The 14,911-nt window shown below is 65.6% G+C and carries 13 protein-coding genes; 6 read left to right on the top strand and 7 right to left on the bottom strand.

Annotated features, from left to right (window positions below):
* Window positions 1-87: 87 nt before the first annotated feature.
* Entirely contained in the window at window positions 88-1,539 is a 1,452-nt protein-coding gene (rpsA, locus tag ADBZ9K_RS02955; protein ID WP_526618407.1) for a 30S ribosomal protein S1, read from the bottom strand.
* A gap of 187 nt (window positions 1,540-1,726) precedes the next feature.
* On the opposite strand from rpsA, the gene ADBZ9K_RS02950 reads away from it, so the two are divergent.
* Entirely contained in the window at window positions 1,727-2,869 is a 1,143-nt protein-coding gene (locus ADBZ9K_RS02950) for a PrsW family intramembrane metalloprotease (protein ID WP_526618406.1), read from the top strand.
* A 45-nt stretch (window positions 2,870-2,914) separates the two neighbouring features.
* Window positions 2,915-3,583 (top strand): TRIC cation channel family protein, encoded by a 669-nt coding sequence (locus ADBZ9K_RS02945; protein WP_526618405.1) that lies wholly within the window; start codon window positions 2,915-2,917, stop codon window positions 3,581-3,583.
* Here the strand turns inward: ADBZ9K_RS02945 and polA are convergent.
* Together polA and ADBZ9K_RS02935 are read right to left on the bottom strand one after the other, a co-directional pair.
* Window positions 3,550-6,213, bottom strand: a complete 2,664-nt coding sequence (polA, locus tag ADBZ9K_RS02940; RefSeq protein WP_526620680.1) for a DNA polymerase I — start codon at window positions 6,211-6,213, stop codon at window positions 3,550-3,552. The genes ADBZ9K_RS02945 and polA overlap by 34 nt on opposite strands.
* A gap of 476 nt (window positions 6,214-6,689) precedes the next feature.
* On the bottom strand, window positions 6,690-7,370 hold the full coding sequence (locus ADBZ9K_RS02935) for a TetR family transcriptional regulator (RefSeq protein ID WP_526618404.1): 681 nt from the start codon (window positions 7,368-7,370) through the stop codon (window positions 6,690-6,692).
* 209 nt (window positions 7,371-7,579) lie between these two features.
* On the opposite strand from ADBZ9K_RS02935, the gene ADBZ9K_RS02930 reads away from it, so the two are divergent.
* The 4 genes from ADBZ9K_RS02930 to ADBZ9K_RS02915 all read left to right on the top strand — a co-directional run bounded on the left by ADBZ9K_RS02930 (window position 7,580) and on the right by ADBZ9K_RS02915 (window position 11,119).
* Window positions 7,580-8,029 carry a Zn-ribbon domain-containing OB-fold protein gene (locus tag ADBZ9K_RS02930; protein ID WP_526618403.1) on the top strand — a complete coding sequence of 150 codons (450 nt, stop codon included), beginning with the start codon at window positions 7,580-7,582 and terminating at the stop codon, window positions 8,027-8,029.
* A complete protein-coding gene (locus ADBZ9K_RS02925; protein WP_526618402.1) occupies window positions 8,029-9,228 on the top strand; it encodes a lipid-transfer protein in 1,200 nt (399 codons plus the stop codon). Before ADBZ9K_RS02930 ends, ADBZ9K_RS02925 begins: the two co-directional genes overlap by 1 nt.
* A 9-nt stretch (window positions 9,229-9,237) precedes the next feature.
* On the top strand, window positions 9,238-9,465 hold the full coding sequence (locus ADBZ9K_RS02920) for a DUF167 domain-containing protein (protein WP_526618401.1): 228 nt from the start codon (window positions 9,238-9,240) through the stop codon (window positions 9,463-9,465).
* Window positions 9,466-9,610: 145 nt separating this feature from the next.
* Entirely contained in the window at window positions 9,611-11,119 is a 1,509-nt protein-coding gene (locus tag ADBZ9K_RS02915) for an MFS transporter (RefSeq protein ID WP_526618400.1), read from the top strand.
* Here ADBZ9K_RS02915 and ADBZ9K_RS02910 read toward each other — a convergent pair.
* Genes ADBZ9K_RS02910 through ADBZ9K_RS02895 form a run of 4 tightly spaced genes read right to left on the bottom strand, consistent with a single transcriptional unit; the run spans window position 11,101 to window position 14,885 of the window.
* A complete protein-coding gene (locus ADBZ9K_RS02910; protein ID WP_526620678.1) occupies window positions 11,101-11,838 on the bottom strand; it encodes an ABC transporter ATP-binding protein in 738 nt (245 codons plus the stop codon). The two genes, ADBZ9K_RS02915 and ADBZ9K_RS02910, sit on opposite strands and share 19 nt — an antisense overlap.
* Complete coding sequence (locus tag ADBZ9K_RS02905; protein ID WP_526618399.1) at window positions 11,825-12,655, bottom strand: ABC transporter ATP-binding protein; 831 nt, start codon at window positions 12,653-12,655, stop codon at window positions 11,825-11,827. Before ADBZ9K_RS02905 ends, ADBZ9K_RS02910 begins: the two co-directional genes overlap by 14 nt.
* Window positions 12,652-13,851: a branched-chain amino acid ABC transporter permease gene (locus ADBZ9K_RS02900; RefSeq protein WP_526618398.1), complete on the bottom strand. Its 1,200-nt coding sequence runs from the start codon at window positions 13,849-13,851 to the stop codon at window positions 12,652-12,654. Before ADBZ9K_RS02900 ends, ADBZ9K_RS02905 begins: the two co-directional genes overlap by 4 nt.
* Complete coding sequence (locus tag ADBZ9K_RS02895) at window positions 13,848-14,885, bottom strand: branched-chain amino acid ABC transporter permease (RefSeq protein ID WP_526618397.1); 1,038 nt, start codon at window positions 14,883-14,885, stop codon at window positions 13,848-13,850. The genes ADBZ9K_RS02900 and ADBZ9K_RS02895 overlap by 4 nt, the downstream gene beginning before the upstream one ends.
* Between the last annotated feature and the right edge of the window lie 26 nt (window positions 14,886-14,911).

Genomic DNA, 14,911 nt, shown 5'->3' with positions numbered 1-14,911 from the left:
GCCCTCACGTGATGGCGGTGAAAAAGAACCGCGCAGCACGTCGATGAGACGTGCTGCGCGGCTTCACTCGGCGAATGAGTGTCTTGGTTACGCGTTACCCGCGAGCTTCTCGCGAAGAGCGGCGAGCTGAGCATCGCTGGCCAGCGACCCGCCGGCCGACTCACCCGAGCTCGACGACGAAGACGAACCGTTGGCCGTGGCCGGCCGGCTCGCAGCCTCCGCCTCGGCCGCGGCGAACTTCTCCATCTGCGCGGTGTGCATCTTGTGCCGGCGCTCGGCCTCGGCGTAGCGGGCCTCCCACTCGGTGCGCTGCTTGTCGAAGCCTTCGAGCCATTCGTTGGTCTCGGCGTCGAAGCCCTCCGGGAAGATGTAGTTGCCCGCGTCGTCGTAGCTGTCGGCCATGCCGTACTTCGAGGGGTCGAACTCCTCGGTGTAGTCCTCGTTGGCCTGCTTGAGGCTCAGCGAGATGCGGCGACGCTCCAGGTCGATGTCGATGACCTTGACCATGGCGTCGTCGCCGACCTGCACGACCTGATCGGGCACCTCGACGTGACGCTCGGCCAGCTCGGAGATGTGCACCAGACCCTCGATGCCCTCCTCGACCCGGACGAACGCACCGAACGGCACCAGCTTGGTGACCTTGCCCGGCACGATCTGGCCGATCGCGTGGGTGCGGGCGAAGTGGCGCCACGGGTCTTCCTGAGTGGCCTTGAGCGACAGCGAAACCCGCTCGCGATCCATGTCGACGTCGAGCACCTCGACGGTGACCTCGTCGCCGACGGTGACGACCTCGGACGGGTGATCGATGTGCTTCCAGGACAGCTCCGAGACGTGAACCAGGCCGTCGACCCCGCCGAGGTCGACGAAAGCGCCGAAGTTGACGATCGAGGACACGACACCCTTGCGGATGGCGCCCTTCTGCAGCTGGTTGAGGAACTCGCTGCGAACCTCGGACTGAGTCTGCTCGAGCCAAGCGCGCCGGGACAGGACCACGTTGTTGCGGTTCTTGTCCAGCTCGATGATCTTGGCTTCGATCTCCTTGCCGATGTAGGGCTGCAGATCGCGGACCCGCCGCATTTCGACCAGCGACGCGGGCAGGAAGCCGCGCAACCCGATGTCGAGGATCAGGCCGCCCTTGACGACCTCGATGACGGTGCCCTTGACGGCCTCATCCTTCTCCTTGAGTGCCTCGATGGTGCCCCAGGCGCGCTCGTACTGAGCGCGCTTCTTGGACAGGATCAGGCGGCCTTCCTTGTCCTCCTTGGTGAGGACAAGGGCTTCCACCTCGTCGCCGACGGACACAACCTCATTGGGGTCGACGTCGTGCTTGATGGAGAGTTCGCGGGAAGGGATGACACCTTCGGTCTTGTAGCCGATGTCGAGCAAGACTTCGTCACGGTCAACCTTGACGATGGTCCCTTCGACGATGTCGCCATCGTTGAAGTATTTGATGGTCTTGTCGATGGCGGCGAGAAAATCCTCCGCTGAGCCGATGTCGTTGAGGGCTACTTGCGGCGAGGTGGCGACGGGACTTGGCATATTGTTGGGTTGCTCCGGACAGCTTCAATCGTAGGGACAGTGTGTTTTGGTGCCTGTGGTGATGTACCCGCAATGGACACAGGTACTGTCCGAGCTTACTTGACTAGGCGCACGCTGGACAAACCCGGGTCCCGGGATAGCTCGACAACGCAGTCTGCGGGCGCGGTCCGGCGATTACCCTCCACTGATGTCCTACGCCACCACGCCGCCGTTTCCCCGGCCGATCCGCAAGGTCGGGGCGCCGCTGGCGGTGATCGTCGCCCTGGGCACCCTCGCCGGGCTGATCCTGATCCTGCTGACCGCGGTCAACCCGGTCGGGACGACAATCGGCTTCGTCCTGTCCACGGTGGCAATGGCGCTGGTGCTGCTGTGCTACCTGTGGCTGGACCGGTGGGAGCCCGAGCCACCCCGGCTGCTGGTGTTGGCCTTCCTGTGGGGCGCCTCGGTGGCGATCGTGGCCTCGGTGGTTCTCGAACTCGTCGTCGAGAAGTCGGTGAATCCCGGCGGTGAGGAGGCGGGCTTCTTCACGGTGGCATTCGCTGCCCCGGTGATCGAGGAGGCTGCCAAGGGCTTGTTCCTGCTGGTGATGATGACCAGGGTCCGCCGCAACGAGCTCAACTCGCTGACCGACTGCCTGGTCTACGCGGGCGTGACGGCGGTGGGCTTCGCTTGGCTCGAGGACATCTTCTACATCGCCGACGGGGAGTCGCTGGCCAGCTCCCTGGTTACCGCGGCGATGCGCCTCATCATGGGCCCGTTTGCCCATCCCCTGTTCACCACCTTCACCGGGATCGGTGTGTATTTCGCTCTGCACCAGCGGAATACGGTGGCCAAGGCGGGCTATGTACTGCTCGGCTATCTCGCCGCGGTGCTCATGCACGGGCTGTGGAACGGCTCGGCGCTGGTGAGCGTGGGCGCCTACTTCGGGCTGTACGCCGTGTGGATGATGCCGGTTTTCGGCCTGACCATCGCGCTGGCGGTGCACAGCCGCCGGCGTGAGCAGCGGATCGTCGCCGAGAAGTTGCCTGGCATGGTCGCGGCGGGGCTGGTCACCCCCGCCGAGGCGGGCTGGCTCGGGTCGATCCGCACCCGCAAGCAGGCGGTAGTGGCGGCAACCCGGTTTGGCGGGCGCCCGGCCGGCAGCGGGATCAAGAGGTTCGCCGTGCAGGTCGTGGAGCTGGCGTTCGTGCGGGACCGCATCGAACGTGGCTTTGGCGATGCCCGGGTGTTGGCCCTGCAGCAGGAAGAGGTCGACGGCGTCGTCGCGGCGCGGGCCGCCGCCGGACCGGTCCTATACTGGCTGAACGGTTTTCGTCCGTCGATGAGGTAGGGATCTGTCAGCCGATTCCTAGTTTCGCCTCCTACCTTCGCGGGCATGATCCAGCACTTTCTGGAATACGCCGGGATCGCCGTCCTGGCCACCTCTGGTGCGGTAGTCGGCATTCGAAAAGGGTTCGACCTGTTCGGCATCGCCGTGCTCGCCGTGTTGACCGGTATCGGCGGGAACCTCCTGCGCGACGTCCTGCTCGGCGTGTTCCCGCCGGCGTCCCTGCAGCACTGGGCGCCGATCACGGTGTGCTTCGTGGCCGCACTGCTGACCACGGCGTTCGCCAAACTCGTGATCAAGCTCAACCAGCTCGTCCTGGTTCTCGACGCCATCGGGATGGGGTTCTTCGCGACCACCGGCGCGGCGATATCCGTCGATCACGGTGCGAGCTATTTCGCCGCCGCACTGCTAGGCATGGTTTCAGCGATCGCCGGCACCATCATGCGGGACATCGTCGCCCGCGATATCCCGCTGGTCATGGGGCCCGACGACATGTACGCCGCGCCCGCGATGCTCGGTGCTGTCATCTACGTCGCAATCGACTCGTTCGGCTCCCAATGGCTGGCTGTGGCGGTCGGCTCGCTGGTGGCCACACTGCTACGGCTGGCCGCAATCACGTTCCACTGGCGTCTGCCCACCGGCCCGCGGGAACTGCACATCAGCGCCGAGCCGGGCAGCTGCCGTCAGTGCGCGGCCGCATCCCAGCTGCGGCCGTAGCCCACCGACACCTCGAGCGGGACGTCCAGCGGGTAGGCGGCGCCCATCTTCTCGCGCACCAGCGCCTCGACCGCGTCGCGCTCTCCCGGCGCCACTTCCAGCAGCAGCTCGTCGTGCACCTGCAGCAGCATCCGTGACGTCAGCCCCGAGCTGCGCAGCGCGTCGGCCACCTCGATCATCGCCACCTTGATGATGTCGGCTGCGCTGCCCTGGATGGGGGCGTTGAGCGCGGCCCGCTCGGCGGCCTCGCGCACGTTGCGGTTGCTGCTGTCGAGCTCGGGCAGATACCGGCGCCGGCCCAGCACCGTGGAGGTGTAGCCGTCCTTGCGGGCCTGGTCGACCACGGACTGCAGGTAGTCCCGCACCCCGCCGAACCGGGCGAAGTACGACTCCATCTGGTCCTTGGCCTCTTCGGTGGAGATCTTCAGCTGTGATGCCAGACCGTAGGCGGACAGCCCGTACGCCAGTCCATAGGACATCGCCTTGACCCGCCGGCGCAGCTCCGGTGTCACATCGGCGATGTCCACCCCGAAGGCCCGTGCCGCGACGAAGGAATGCAAGTCCTCGCCGGTGTTGAACGCCTCGATGAGACCGGCGTCCTTGGATAGATGCGCCATGATGCGCATCTCGATCTGGCTGTAGTCGGCGGTCATCAACTCCGCGAAGCCGTCGCCGACGACGAAGGCATCCCGGATCTCCCGGCCGGCCTCGGTCCGAATCGGGATGTTCTGCAAGTTGGGCTCGGTCGACGAAAGGCGGCCGGTCGCGGCAATGGTCTGGTTGAAGGTGGTGTGTATCCGACCATCGGCGGCAACGGAATTCAGCAGGCCGTCAACGGTGACCTTGAGCCGGGTGACGTCGCGGTGGGTCAACAGGTGCTGCAGGAACGGGTGCCCGGTCTTGTCGAAAAGAGCCTGCAGAGCGTCCGCATCCGTGGTGTAACCGGTCTTGGTGCGCTTGGTCTTGGGCATCTCGAGTTCGTCGAACAGCACCACCTGCAGCTGCTTGGGCGAGCCGAGGTTGATCTGTTTGCCGATCACGCCGTAGGCCGCTTCGGCGGCGTCGCGGATCGCGTCGCCGAAGGTGCTCTGCAGCTGCCGCAGCCGGTCCTGGTCGACGGCGATGCCGACCGATTCCAGGCCGGCCAGCACCGTCTGCACCGGCAGTTCCATCTTGTCGAGCAGCGCCGAGGAATCGATGCGGACCAGCTCCTCGTCGAGCGCGTCGGCGAGGTCGGTGACGGCCCTTGCCCGCAAGATCAGGGTCTGCACCGCCTGATCGTCGACGCCGTCACTGTCGTCGAGCAGCGAAAGCTGTTGTTGCTCCGGGGTGTCGGCCCGCAACTCCCGACGCAGGTAGCGCAACGAGAGATCGTCGAGGGTGAAGCTGCGCTGTCCGGGGCGCACCAGGTACGCCGCCAGCGCGGTATCGGAGGTGACCCCCGCCAGCGACCAGCCGCGCCCGGCCAGGTCGTGGATCGCCAGTTTGGCCTCGTGTAACGCCTTGGGCTTGTCCGTCGCGGCCAGCCACTCACCCAGCGCTGCCTCGTCCTCGACGGTCAGCGTGGTGGTGTCGACGTAGCAACCCTCGCCGTCGGCGGCGGCGATCCCTATTGCCGTGGCGTCCCCGTCGTAAGCCAGATGCGTGCCCACCACCGCGAGGCCCGAGCGCGCACCGCTGGAGGCGTGTTCGGTCAGCCACGCACCGACGGTGCCGGGTTCCAGCGCGCCGCCGCGGACATCGAAGCCCTCGTCTACCTCGGGGTTGGTTGAAGCCAGCGTGTCGAACAGCCGGTCGCGCAGCACCCGGAATTCGAGGTCGTCGAACAGGTGGTGGATCTGGTCACGGTCCCACGGCTGCATCCGCAGGGTGTCCGGGGTCTGGGCCAGTGGGACATCCTTGACCAGTTCGGTGAGGTCGCGGTTGAGGACGACGCTGCCCAGGTTGGCGCGCAGCGCGTCGCCGACCTTGCCCTTGACCGCATCGACATTGTCGACCAGCGATTGCAGCGAGCCGTACTCGGCGATCCACTTGGTCGCGGTCTTCTCCCCTACGCCGGGGATGCCGGGCAGGTTGTCGCTCGGGTCGCCGCGCAGCGCCGCGAAATCCGGGTACTGCCGGGGCGTCAGACCGTACTTGGCCTCGACCGCCTCTGGGGTGAAGCGGGTCAGTTCGCTGACCCCCTTGATCGGGTAGAGCACCGTCACGTCGTCGCTGACCAGCTGAAGCGAGTCCCGGTCCCCGGTGACCACCAGGACGCGGTAGCCGTCGTTCTCGGCCTGGGTGGCCAGCGTCGCGATGATGTCGTCGGCCTCATACCCCGCTTCGGCGAGCACCGTGATACCCAGCGCGACAAGGACTTCCTTGGTGATGTCGATCTGGCCGCGGAATTCGTCGGGGGTGGCCGACCGGTTGGCCTTGTACTCCGGGAACTTCTCGGAGCGGTGGGTCTGGCGCGAGACGTCGAAGGCCGCGGCGATATGGCTGGGCTGCTCGTCGCGCAACAGATTGATCAGCATGGCGGTGAACCCGTAGACCGCGTTGGTGGTCAGCCCGTTCTTGGTCTTGAAGCTCTCGGCAGGCAGCGCGTAGAACGCCCGGAAGGCCAGCGAATTGCCGTCCAGGAGCATCAGCGTCGGCTTGGTGTCGGTCTTCTTCGCAGCTGGGGATACACCCTGAGCGGTCTGGGCTGGACTCACGCGATCACTCTATGCATCCGCACCGACACGAGGTAACCACCAGACCGTGGTGGCATCCGCGCCGACACTCGCGACGAGCCCGATCGAGGAAAGTCCATCGCAACCGGAGCGAGTGCGGCAACGCCCTCGGGCCCCGGCACACCGGCCAGCACATGGGAACCCATCAGATAGGAGCAGTGGAGCTGCGCCGATACCTTCTCGACCGGAATACTGATGCAGCGCAGCGGTTTCCAGCCAAAGGCCCCGTCAACGAGGCGACTCCGGTCGAGCGAAGGCTGACTGACGACCTTGGCTCTGGCAAACACACGCCCGAATAGACCACAAGAGCGGACCGCGACGTGACCGGAAGCAACCAGGCAGTGTCAAGTTTCGCGCGTCTTGCGGGCTCGAAGAAGGCAGATGGGACCTTACCGAACTGGATCCACGACAGGAGCCAGGTCATCGCCAGCCAGCACATACCGGCCATACGTGCGCTCCAGGAACTGCCCGAAGTAATTCACTGATTCAGCTGGCACGATCGATCGCAGCAGCACCCGCCAGGACTGCTCCATTCGGACATACACGTCGTCCATCATCGCGTCGGACAACAGGTGGCATCCATGAACGCTGATCCAGACCAGACCACCCACGTCCTCGAGCGTCAGGTCGTCTCGGATGTCGGAGCGGCGGATGACACCGGCGACGCCCCCGATGAACTGCTGCGCTCGTTGCTGAAAGGCGCGGCGGTACTCCTCGGTGAGCTGTCCGAACGCCTGGTTGAGGTGGTTGGCGATCCATACCGATTTGTCGCGCTTCATCAGGTCGCTGAGCGCGAATGACATCAGGATGACGTTCTCCAGCCCATTGGCCGGAGGCGCGAGGCACGGAACAATCACACCCTCCGCTGCCTTCGCCCAGCCTTGGTTAATGATGGTCACCGCGAGCGCTTCCTTGGAGTCGAAATGGTGGTAGAACGCGCCAGTGGTGACGCCGGCCCGGCTGGTGATGTCCTTCAGGCCCGCCTTCCCGTATCCGATCTCGACGAAGAGGTCAACCGCCGCGTCAACAATCTTCTGCCTCGCCGACGATTCCTTAGCCTGCACAACCATTTGGTTAGCGTAACCTGTCCTTCGCCGCCCAGCGCTGGCAAACGTTCGTTTCGCGGGCGCTAAGACGACGATGTCGATGTACAACGCCGCGGCGTGTGGCGGGAGCCCCGGTCGATGCCACGTCGCCCAGCACGCCCATTGCCGTAGCCGACGACCACAGAACTGGAACACGTTTCAGTTCGGTCGCGGTGATCGCATACGATGACCGCGTGCCAGCTTCTCCAGACGCGCCCACCCAACTACCGGCGATTGAGGGTTGGTGGGATTACGACGATGCCGGTGTCCCCCATCTGGTCGGGGGCAAGTGCCCGCAGTGCGGCACGTATGTGTTTCCTCCGCGGGCCAACAACTGCCCGAATCCGGCGTGTGACAGCGATGTGCTCGAACCGGTCGCGCTGTCGCGGCGGGGCACGGTGTGGAGCTACACCGAGAACCGCTACGCACCCCCGCCGCCATACCCGTCGCCGGATCCGTTCGAGCCGTTCGCGGTGGCCGCCGTGGAGTTGGCCGATGAGGGACTGATCGTGCTGGGCAAGGTCGTCGAGGGCACCCTGGCCGCCGACCTGACGGTCGGCATGCAGGTCGAACTGACCACCATGGCGCTCTACACCGACGATGACGGCATCGAGCGGATCACCTACGCCTGGAGGACCCTCTGATGGCACCCGAACCCGTCTACATCCTCGGCGCGGGCATGCACCCCTGGGGCAAGTGGGGCCGCGACTTCACCGAATACGGCGTCGTGGCCGCCCGCGCCGCCCTGGCCGACGCCGGCCTGGACTGGCGCCAAATCCAACTCGTCGCCGGTGCCGACACCATCCGCAACGGCTACCCCGGCTTCGTGGCCGGGGCCACCTTCGCCCAGAAACTGGGCTGGAACGGCATCCCCATCACCTCCAGCTACGCCGCCTGCGCCAGCGGCTCCCAAGCCCTGCAGTCCGCACGCGCCCAGATCCTGGCCGGCCTCATCGATGTCGCCCTGGTCATCGGCGCCGACACCACCCCCAAGGGCTTCTTCGCCCCCGTCGGCGGTGAACGCCGCAACGACCCCGACTGGCAGCGCTTCCACCTCATCGGCGCCACCAACACCGTCTACTTCGCCCTGCTGGCCCGCCGCCGCATGGACCTCTACGGCGCCACCCTCGAGGACTTCGCCACCGTCAAGGTCAAAAACGCCAAACACGGCCTCAACAACCCCTACGCCCGCTACCGCAAAGAAGCCAGCGTCGCCGACGTGCTCGCCAGCCCGGTGGTCTCCGACCCACTGCGGCTGCTCGACATCTGCGCCACCTCCGACGGCGCGGCCGCAGTGATCGTGGCCAGCAAGGAATTCACCGAAAAACACCTCGGCTCGGCCAAGGGCGTGCCCTCGGTCCGCGCGGTGAGCCTGCAAAGCCCCCAATACCCCCAACACCTGCCCGAACTACCCGACATCGCCACCGACTCCACCGCCGTCGTGCCCGGCCCCGACCGGGTGTTCAAGGACCAGATCCTCGATGCCGCCTACGCCGAGGCCGGTATCGGCCCCAAAGACCTGAGCCTGGCCGAGGTCTACGACCTATCCACCGCGCTGGAACTGGACTGGTACGAGCATCTGGGGTTGTGTGCCAAGGGCGAAGCCGAACAGCTACTGCGCAGCGGTGCGACCACCATCGGCGGCCGAGTCCCGGTCAACGCCTCGGGTGGACTGGCCAGCTTCGGCGAGGCGATCCCCGCCCAGGCCATCGCCCAGGTCTGCGAACTCACCTGGCAGCTCAAAGGCCAAGCCACCGGCCGCCAAGTTGAAGGCGCCACCGTCGGCGTCACCGCCAACCAAGGACTCTTCGGCCACGGCTCCTCGGTGATCGTCGCCAAGTAAGCTCCACGGGTGGCCGAGACCGTCGTTGTCACCGTCAAGCCGGGTAGCCGCAAGGGCCCGCTGGTTGAAGCCGACAGCGACGGGGTGCTGACGGTCTACGTCCGCGAGCGAGCCATCGAGGGTAAGGCCACCGAGGCTGCGGCCCGGCTGCTCGCCGAACATTTCGGGGTGTCGCGCAGCTGCATCGAGCTGGTCTCGGGCGCGACGTCGCGGATCAAGCGCTTCCGCGTGGGTTAGCCGTTCCCTAAGGGTCGCCGCGGCGAACTGTCGAGGAACCAATGCTGAATTGTTGCGGCGCAGACAATTAACTCCGCCTCGTGGTCGAGGCTGGCCTCACCGTCCGGTGCGACGATCAGAGCCAGTGACCCAGCAGGAGGACTCTATGACGGCGCCCCGGACCGTTCAGGACTACATCGACGAACGGCCCACGTGGTCTGACGGCACGGCGCTCACATCCACTCCGATGACGGGCATGCAATGGCGCATCTTCGGCCTTGCGTCGGCGGGAAAGTTCTTCGAGGGCATGGTCGTCTTCATGACTGGCGTTGCGCTGCCGTTGATCTCGCTCGAGTTCGGTCTCGCGCCCGCCGACAAAGGTCTGCTCACTGCAGCGTCGCTGGCCGGCATTCTGGTCGGCGCCAGCGCGCTCGGCGGGTTGGCCGACGTCTTCGGCCGCAAGCGGATGTTCATCGTGGAGATGATCATTTTCACCGGCTTTCTGATCGCGCTGACCGTCTCGCCGAACTTCCCCGCCCTGGTGATCTGCCTCTTCGGAGCAGGCGTCGCGCTGGGCTGCGACTATCCCACCGCGCACATGGTGATTTCAGAGAGCATCCCGACCTCGATGCGGGGTCGGCTAGTGCTGAGTGCCTTCGCTTTCCAGGCCATCGGTGCATTGACCGGAACCGTCATCGGGTTTGCGATCCTCTTCGAAAACCCCGATGTCACAGCGTGGAGATGGATGTACGCCTCGGCGATCGTGCCGGCGTTGCTCGTGATCGCTGGGCGTCTCTACATCACTGAGAGCCCGCACTGGCTGTTGTACAAGGGCCGTATCGCCGAGGCGGAACAAGCCACCCTCAGGCTGCTCAGGCGGTCGCCCACCTATCCCACGCAGGTATCGTTGGGCCATCTGATCCACCGGGCGTCCGCATCGGCGAGTGGTTACGCGGCGCTGTTCAATCGGAAGAACCGCCGAGCGACGATTCTCGCTTCCGTGCCGTGGTTTCTCCAGGATCTGGGCACCTACGGGATCGGCATCTTTACCCCAACAATTCTGGCCGCTGTGATCGGTAAGACCTCGGACGGAACGGGGTTGGCCGACACCATCCACAACGACCTCCTCGGCATCAAGGGTTCGGCGTTGATGGATGTCCTCTTCGTCTTCGGCATTCTGGTCGCCATCGTGCTCGTCGATCGGGTCGGACGCATCAAACTACAGACGATTGGGTTCGTCGGTTGTGCTGTGGGGCTCCTGCTCGCGGCCTTGTCGATCCGTCCCCATGGCGACCACATCATGGCGTTGCTGTTCGCCGGGTTCATGTTGTTCTACTTCATGACGAACTTCGGCCCGAACTCGATGACCTATCTGATCGCGGGCGAGGTCTTCCCCACTGAGGTTCGCGGCAGGGGGGCCGGCTTCGCGGCATCCTTCGCCAAAGTCGGCGCGGTGCTCACCGCCTTTCTGTTTCCCATCCTGCTCAAGGAGATCGGGACGTCGGCGCTGTTGTACCTGTTGGTCGGGGCGTTCGCGCTGGGGGCCGTCGTCACCGTCGCCTTCCGAATCGAGACGACCGGAGTCAGCCTGGAGGCCATCGGCCAGGCCGACTCCGACGCGGAGGCGCCGGACAACCAGGCCGCTGAGCGCGTGCCTCAGGCCACCCCAAGGTAGGCCGCGCGAATACTGTCGTCGGCCAACAATTCTCGGGCCGGACCGCTGCGTGTGACCGTGCCTGTCTCCAGGATGTAGGCCCGGTCCGAGCGGCTCAGCGCCTGCTGGGCGTTCTGCTCCACCAGCAGCACCGTGGTGCCCTGGGCATTGATCTCGGAGATTATCTTGAAGATCTGCGAGATGATCATGGGCGCCAGGCCCATCGACGGCTCGTCGAGCAGCAGAACCCGCGGACGCGCCATCAGCGCCCGACCGATCGCCAGCATCTGCTGCTCCCCACCGGACAGGGTGCCCCCGACCTGGCTGCGCCGCTCGGCCAGCCGTGGGAATGTCTCGAACACCCAGTCCAGCCGTTCGACCCGCTCGGTTTTGCTGTCGAATTTCCTTCCATAGCAACCCATTTCGAGGTTCTCCGTGACGCTCATGCCAGGGAAAACGCCACGACCCTCGGGTGCCTGCACCAGCCCGTCGATAGCTCGCTGGTGGGCCTTGACCCGGCTGATGTCGCGGCCCTCGAACCACACCGATCCCGACGACAGCGGCCGTAGCCCGGAGATGGCCCGCATCATCGTCGTCTTGCCTGCACCGTTGGACCCCAGCAGCGTCACCAGTTCGCCCTGCCGCACGGTCAGCGAAACGCCGTGCAGCGCTTCGATCCTGCCGTAGTGCACGACGATGTCACGTACCTCGAGCAGGGGCGGAGCCTCAGAGTTGGTCATCGGGCACTCCCAGGTAGGCGGCGATGACGGCGGGGTCGTCGCGGATCTCGGCCGGCAGGCCGTCGGCGATCTTGCGACCGAATTCCAGGACCACGATCCGGTCGGTGACGCCCATGACCAGGCGCATGTCGTGCTCGATCAACAGCACGGTGTAGCCGTCGTCGCGGATGGCCCGGATCAGGTCGATGAGCGCGGCCTTCTCGCTGGGGTTGAAGCCGGCCGCCGGTTCGTCGAGGCAGAGCAGCTTCGGTTCGGTGGCCAGCGCGCGGGCGATCTCAAGTCGGCGCTGATCGCCATAGGGCAGGTTTTTGGCCTTCTCTTCGCCGCGGTGGGCGATGCCGACGAACTGCAGCAGTGCGGCGGCTTTCTCGATCGCGGCGCGTTCCTCGCGTCGGTGCCGCGGGGTGCGCAGCAGCGCACCGGGCACCGAGGTCTTGTGTCGGGCATCGGTGCCGACCACGACGTTCTCCAGGGCCGTCATCTCGCCCCACAGGCGGATGTTCTGGAAGGTCCGGGCGATTCCGCGGCGGGTGATCTGGTGGCGCTTGATCCGCCCCAGCGGCGCGCCGTCGAAGGTGACCGACCCCGAGCTGGGCCGATACACCCCGGTGATCGCGTTGAAGCAGGTGGTCTTGCCTGCGCCGTTGGGGCCGATCAGGCCGAGGATCTCGCCGCGCTTGATGGAGAAGCTCACCGAATCCAGCGCGGTCAGCCCGCCGAACTTCACGGTGAGATCCTTTGTCTCGAGCAGGCTTTCGCCCTCCGCGACGTTGACCTCGCGCTGCAGGCCGGCCAGTTCCTCGTCGATCTCGGTCATGCGGCCGCCTTGCTGTCGTCGGCGCGGCGCAGCAGTTTTCGCGCCGATTTGCCATAGGTCAGCAGCTGCTGGCGCACGGGGAACAGACCCTGCGGGCGGAAGATCATCAGCACCACCAACGCCATGCCGAAGAACAGATACTTCAGGTCGCCGAGGTTGATGCCCAGCAAGTGCACGCCGAGCAACCGGTTGGGCAGGTAGACGATGACGAATGCACCGAAGATGACGCCCAGCTTGTTGCCCTGCCCGCCGAGCACCACCGCGCACAGGAACAGCATCGAATTGATGATGTTGAACGTTGGCGGGGCCACGTACTGGACCTGCCCGGCGTACAGCGCCCCGGACAGCCCGCCGATCGCGGCGCCGATGACGAACGCCCACAGCTTGAACCGGAACGTGTTGACGCCCATGACTTCAGCGGCATCCTCGTCTTCCCGGATGGCGACCCAGGCCCGGCCGGCGCGGCTGCGCTCGAGGTTGCCGACCAGCAGCAGGATGGCCACCATCAGGATCAGGCCGAGCCAGAACCACCAGGTTCCGTAGTTCGCGTGCCCTGTCGAGTTGCCGCTGGAGAACACGCCGTCCGGGTACTTCGCGGTCTCGATAATGTGCGGATAGGCGATCTGATTGAGGCCGCGCGACCCGTTGGTGACACCGGAGAGGTTGTCGGCAAGCAACCGGATGATCTCGCCGAAACCGAGGGTGACGATGGCGAGGTAATCGCCGCGCAACCGCAGAGTGGGGATGCCGAGGATCAAACCGGCCAGCGCCGTGATCGCCATAGCGATCGGCACACAGGTCAGCCAGGCCCACTTCTCCCCGAACAGACCGCCAGAGCCCACCCGGTTCCACGGGCTGTCCGGACTGGTCAGCAGGGCGACGGTGTAGGCACCGACGGCGTAGAACCCGACATAGCCCAGGTCGAGCAGCCCGGCCTGGCCGACCACCACGTTGAGGCCGATCGCGATGATCGCCACCATCGCGAACTGGGCCATGGTGCCGCCGAAGCTGATCCCCGGGGTGTCGAAGAACGGTGGCGGAAACAGCGGCAACAGCGCCAGCGCGCCGAAGGCCAGCACCCCGATGCCCCACTTCTGCACCCGGCTCAGGCCCGACCACCAGTCCCGCAATCCGTCACCGGGGGCCAGCAGCCGACGGCTCCACCTGCCCGGGGGCTCTACTCGCTGGTGGCTCATGCCCGCGCCTTCCCGAGGCTTTCCCCGAGTATCCCGGTGGGTCGGATCAGCAGCACCAGCACCAGCAGGACGAAGGCGACCACGTCACGCCACTGGGTACCGAACACGGCCTGGCCGTAGTTCTCCATGATCCCCAGGATCAAGCCGCCGAGCAGCGCACCGCGCAGGTTGCCGATGCCGCCGAGGACCGCCGCGGAGAACGCCTTGATACCCAGCAGAAAGCCGCCAGAGTAGATGATGCCCTGCGGCACCTTGAGGGTGTAGAGCAGCGCGGCCGCACCGGCCAGCAGGCCACCGATCAGGAATGTCGTCATGATGATCCGCTCCCGGGATACCCCCATCAGCGTCGCCGTAGTCGGGTCCTGGGCAACGGCACGGATTCCGCGGCCGAACTTCGTGCGGTTGATCGCGATATCGGTGAGCACCGCCAGCAGAAGGGCCGCGGCCACGATCACCAGCGTGACATTGGATACCGTCGCGCCGAAGATGTGGAACTGGGTCTTGGGCTGCACCAGGATGATCGGTTGTTGCGCGTTGCTGCCGCCGTAGCCCTTGATGATCTTGGGCAGCACGAAGTGGACGAACTCCTGCAGCACGAACGACATGCCGATGGCGGTGATCAGGAAGGTCAGCGGGCGCGCATTGCGCCGCCGCAGCGGCCGGTAGGCCACGAACTCCAAACCTATTGCGGCCGAACCGGATACCAGCATCGCGAACAACATCGCGATGCCCAGGTAGCACACCGTCAGCAGCACGCCCTTGTTGTAGGCGTTTCCGCTGGGATTGAACCCCAGGATGATGTCCAGGCAGAAGTAGGCGCCGAACATCCCCAGCATGAAGATCTCGGAGTGGGCGAAGTTGATCAGCCGCAACACGCCGAACACCAGGGTGTAGCCGACCGCCACCAGCGCATAGATGGCGCCCCAGGACAATCCGTCAACCGTCAACTGCCAGAAGCCTTCTCGCAGGTTGGCGATGTTGAAACCGATATCACCAGCGAGACAGGCGTATTGGCCGAGGCACTCCTGGATCATCGGCGGGGCGGCCTCCTCACGGGCTG

This window comes from Mycobacterium sp. (genome assembly GCF_965229265.1).
In the GTDB taxonomy this organism is placed as follows: domain Bacteria; phylum Actinomycetota; class Actinomycetes; order Mycobacteriales; family Mycobacteriaceae; genus Mycobacterium.
This window is presented reverse-complemented; position numbering and strand designations above follow the sequence as displayed.

What these genes read in the sequence shown, in the direction of transcription:
- rpsA (WP_526618407.1), bottom strand. Translation starts at nt 1,539, where the DNA reads ATGCCAAGTCCCGTCGCCACCTCGCCGCAAGTAGCCCTCAACGACATC.
- ADBZ9K_RS02950 (WP_526618406.1), top strand. Translation starts at nt 1,727, where the DNA reads ATGTCCTACGCCACCACGCCGCCGTTTCCCCGGCCGATCCGCAAGGTC.
- ADBZ9K_RS02945 (WP_526618405.1), top strand. Translation starts at nt 2,915, where the DNA reads ATGATCCAGCACTTTCTGGAATACGCCGGGATCGCCGTCCTGGCCACC.
- polA (WP_526620680.1), bottom strand. Translation starts at nt 6,213, where the DNA reads ATGCTCCTGGACGGCAATTCGCTGGCCTTCCGGGCGTTCTACGCGCTG.
- ADBZ9K_RS02935 (WP_526618404.1), bottom strand. Translation starts at nt 7,370, where the DNA reads ATGGTTGTGCAGGCTAAGGAATCGTCGGCGAGGCAGAAGATTGTTGAC.
- ADBZ9K_RS02925 (WP_526618402.1), top strand. Translation starts at nt 8,029, where the DNA reads ATGGCACCCGAACCCGTCTACATCCTCGGCGCGGGCATGCACCCCTGG.
- ADBZ9K_RS02915 (WP_526618400.1), top strand. Translation starts at nt 9,611, where the DNA reads ATGACGGCGCCCCGGACCGTTCAGGACTACATCGACGAACGGCCCACG.
- ADBZ9K_RS02910 (WP_526620678.1), bottom strand. Translation starts at nt 11,838, where the DNA reads ATGACCAACTCTGAGGCTCCGCCCCTGCTCGAGGTACGTGACATCGTC.
- ADBZ9K_RS02905 (WP_526618399.1), bottom strand. Translation starts at nt 12,655, where the DNA reads ATGACCGAGATCGACGAGGAACTGGCCGGCCTGCAGCGCGAGGTCAAC.
- ADBZ9K_RS02900 (WP_526618398.1), bottom strand. Translation starts at nt 13,851, where the DNA reads ATGAGCCACCAGCGAGTAGAGCCCCCGGGCAGGTGGAGCCGTCGGCTG.
- ADBZ9K_RS02895 (WP_526618397.1), bottom strand. Translation starts at nt 14,885, where the DNA reads ATGATCCAGGAGTGCCTCGGCCAATACGCCTGTCTCGCTGGTGATATC.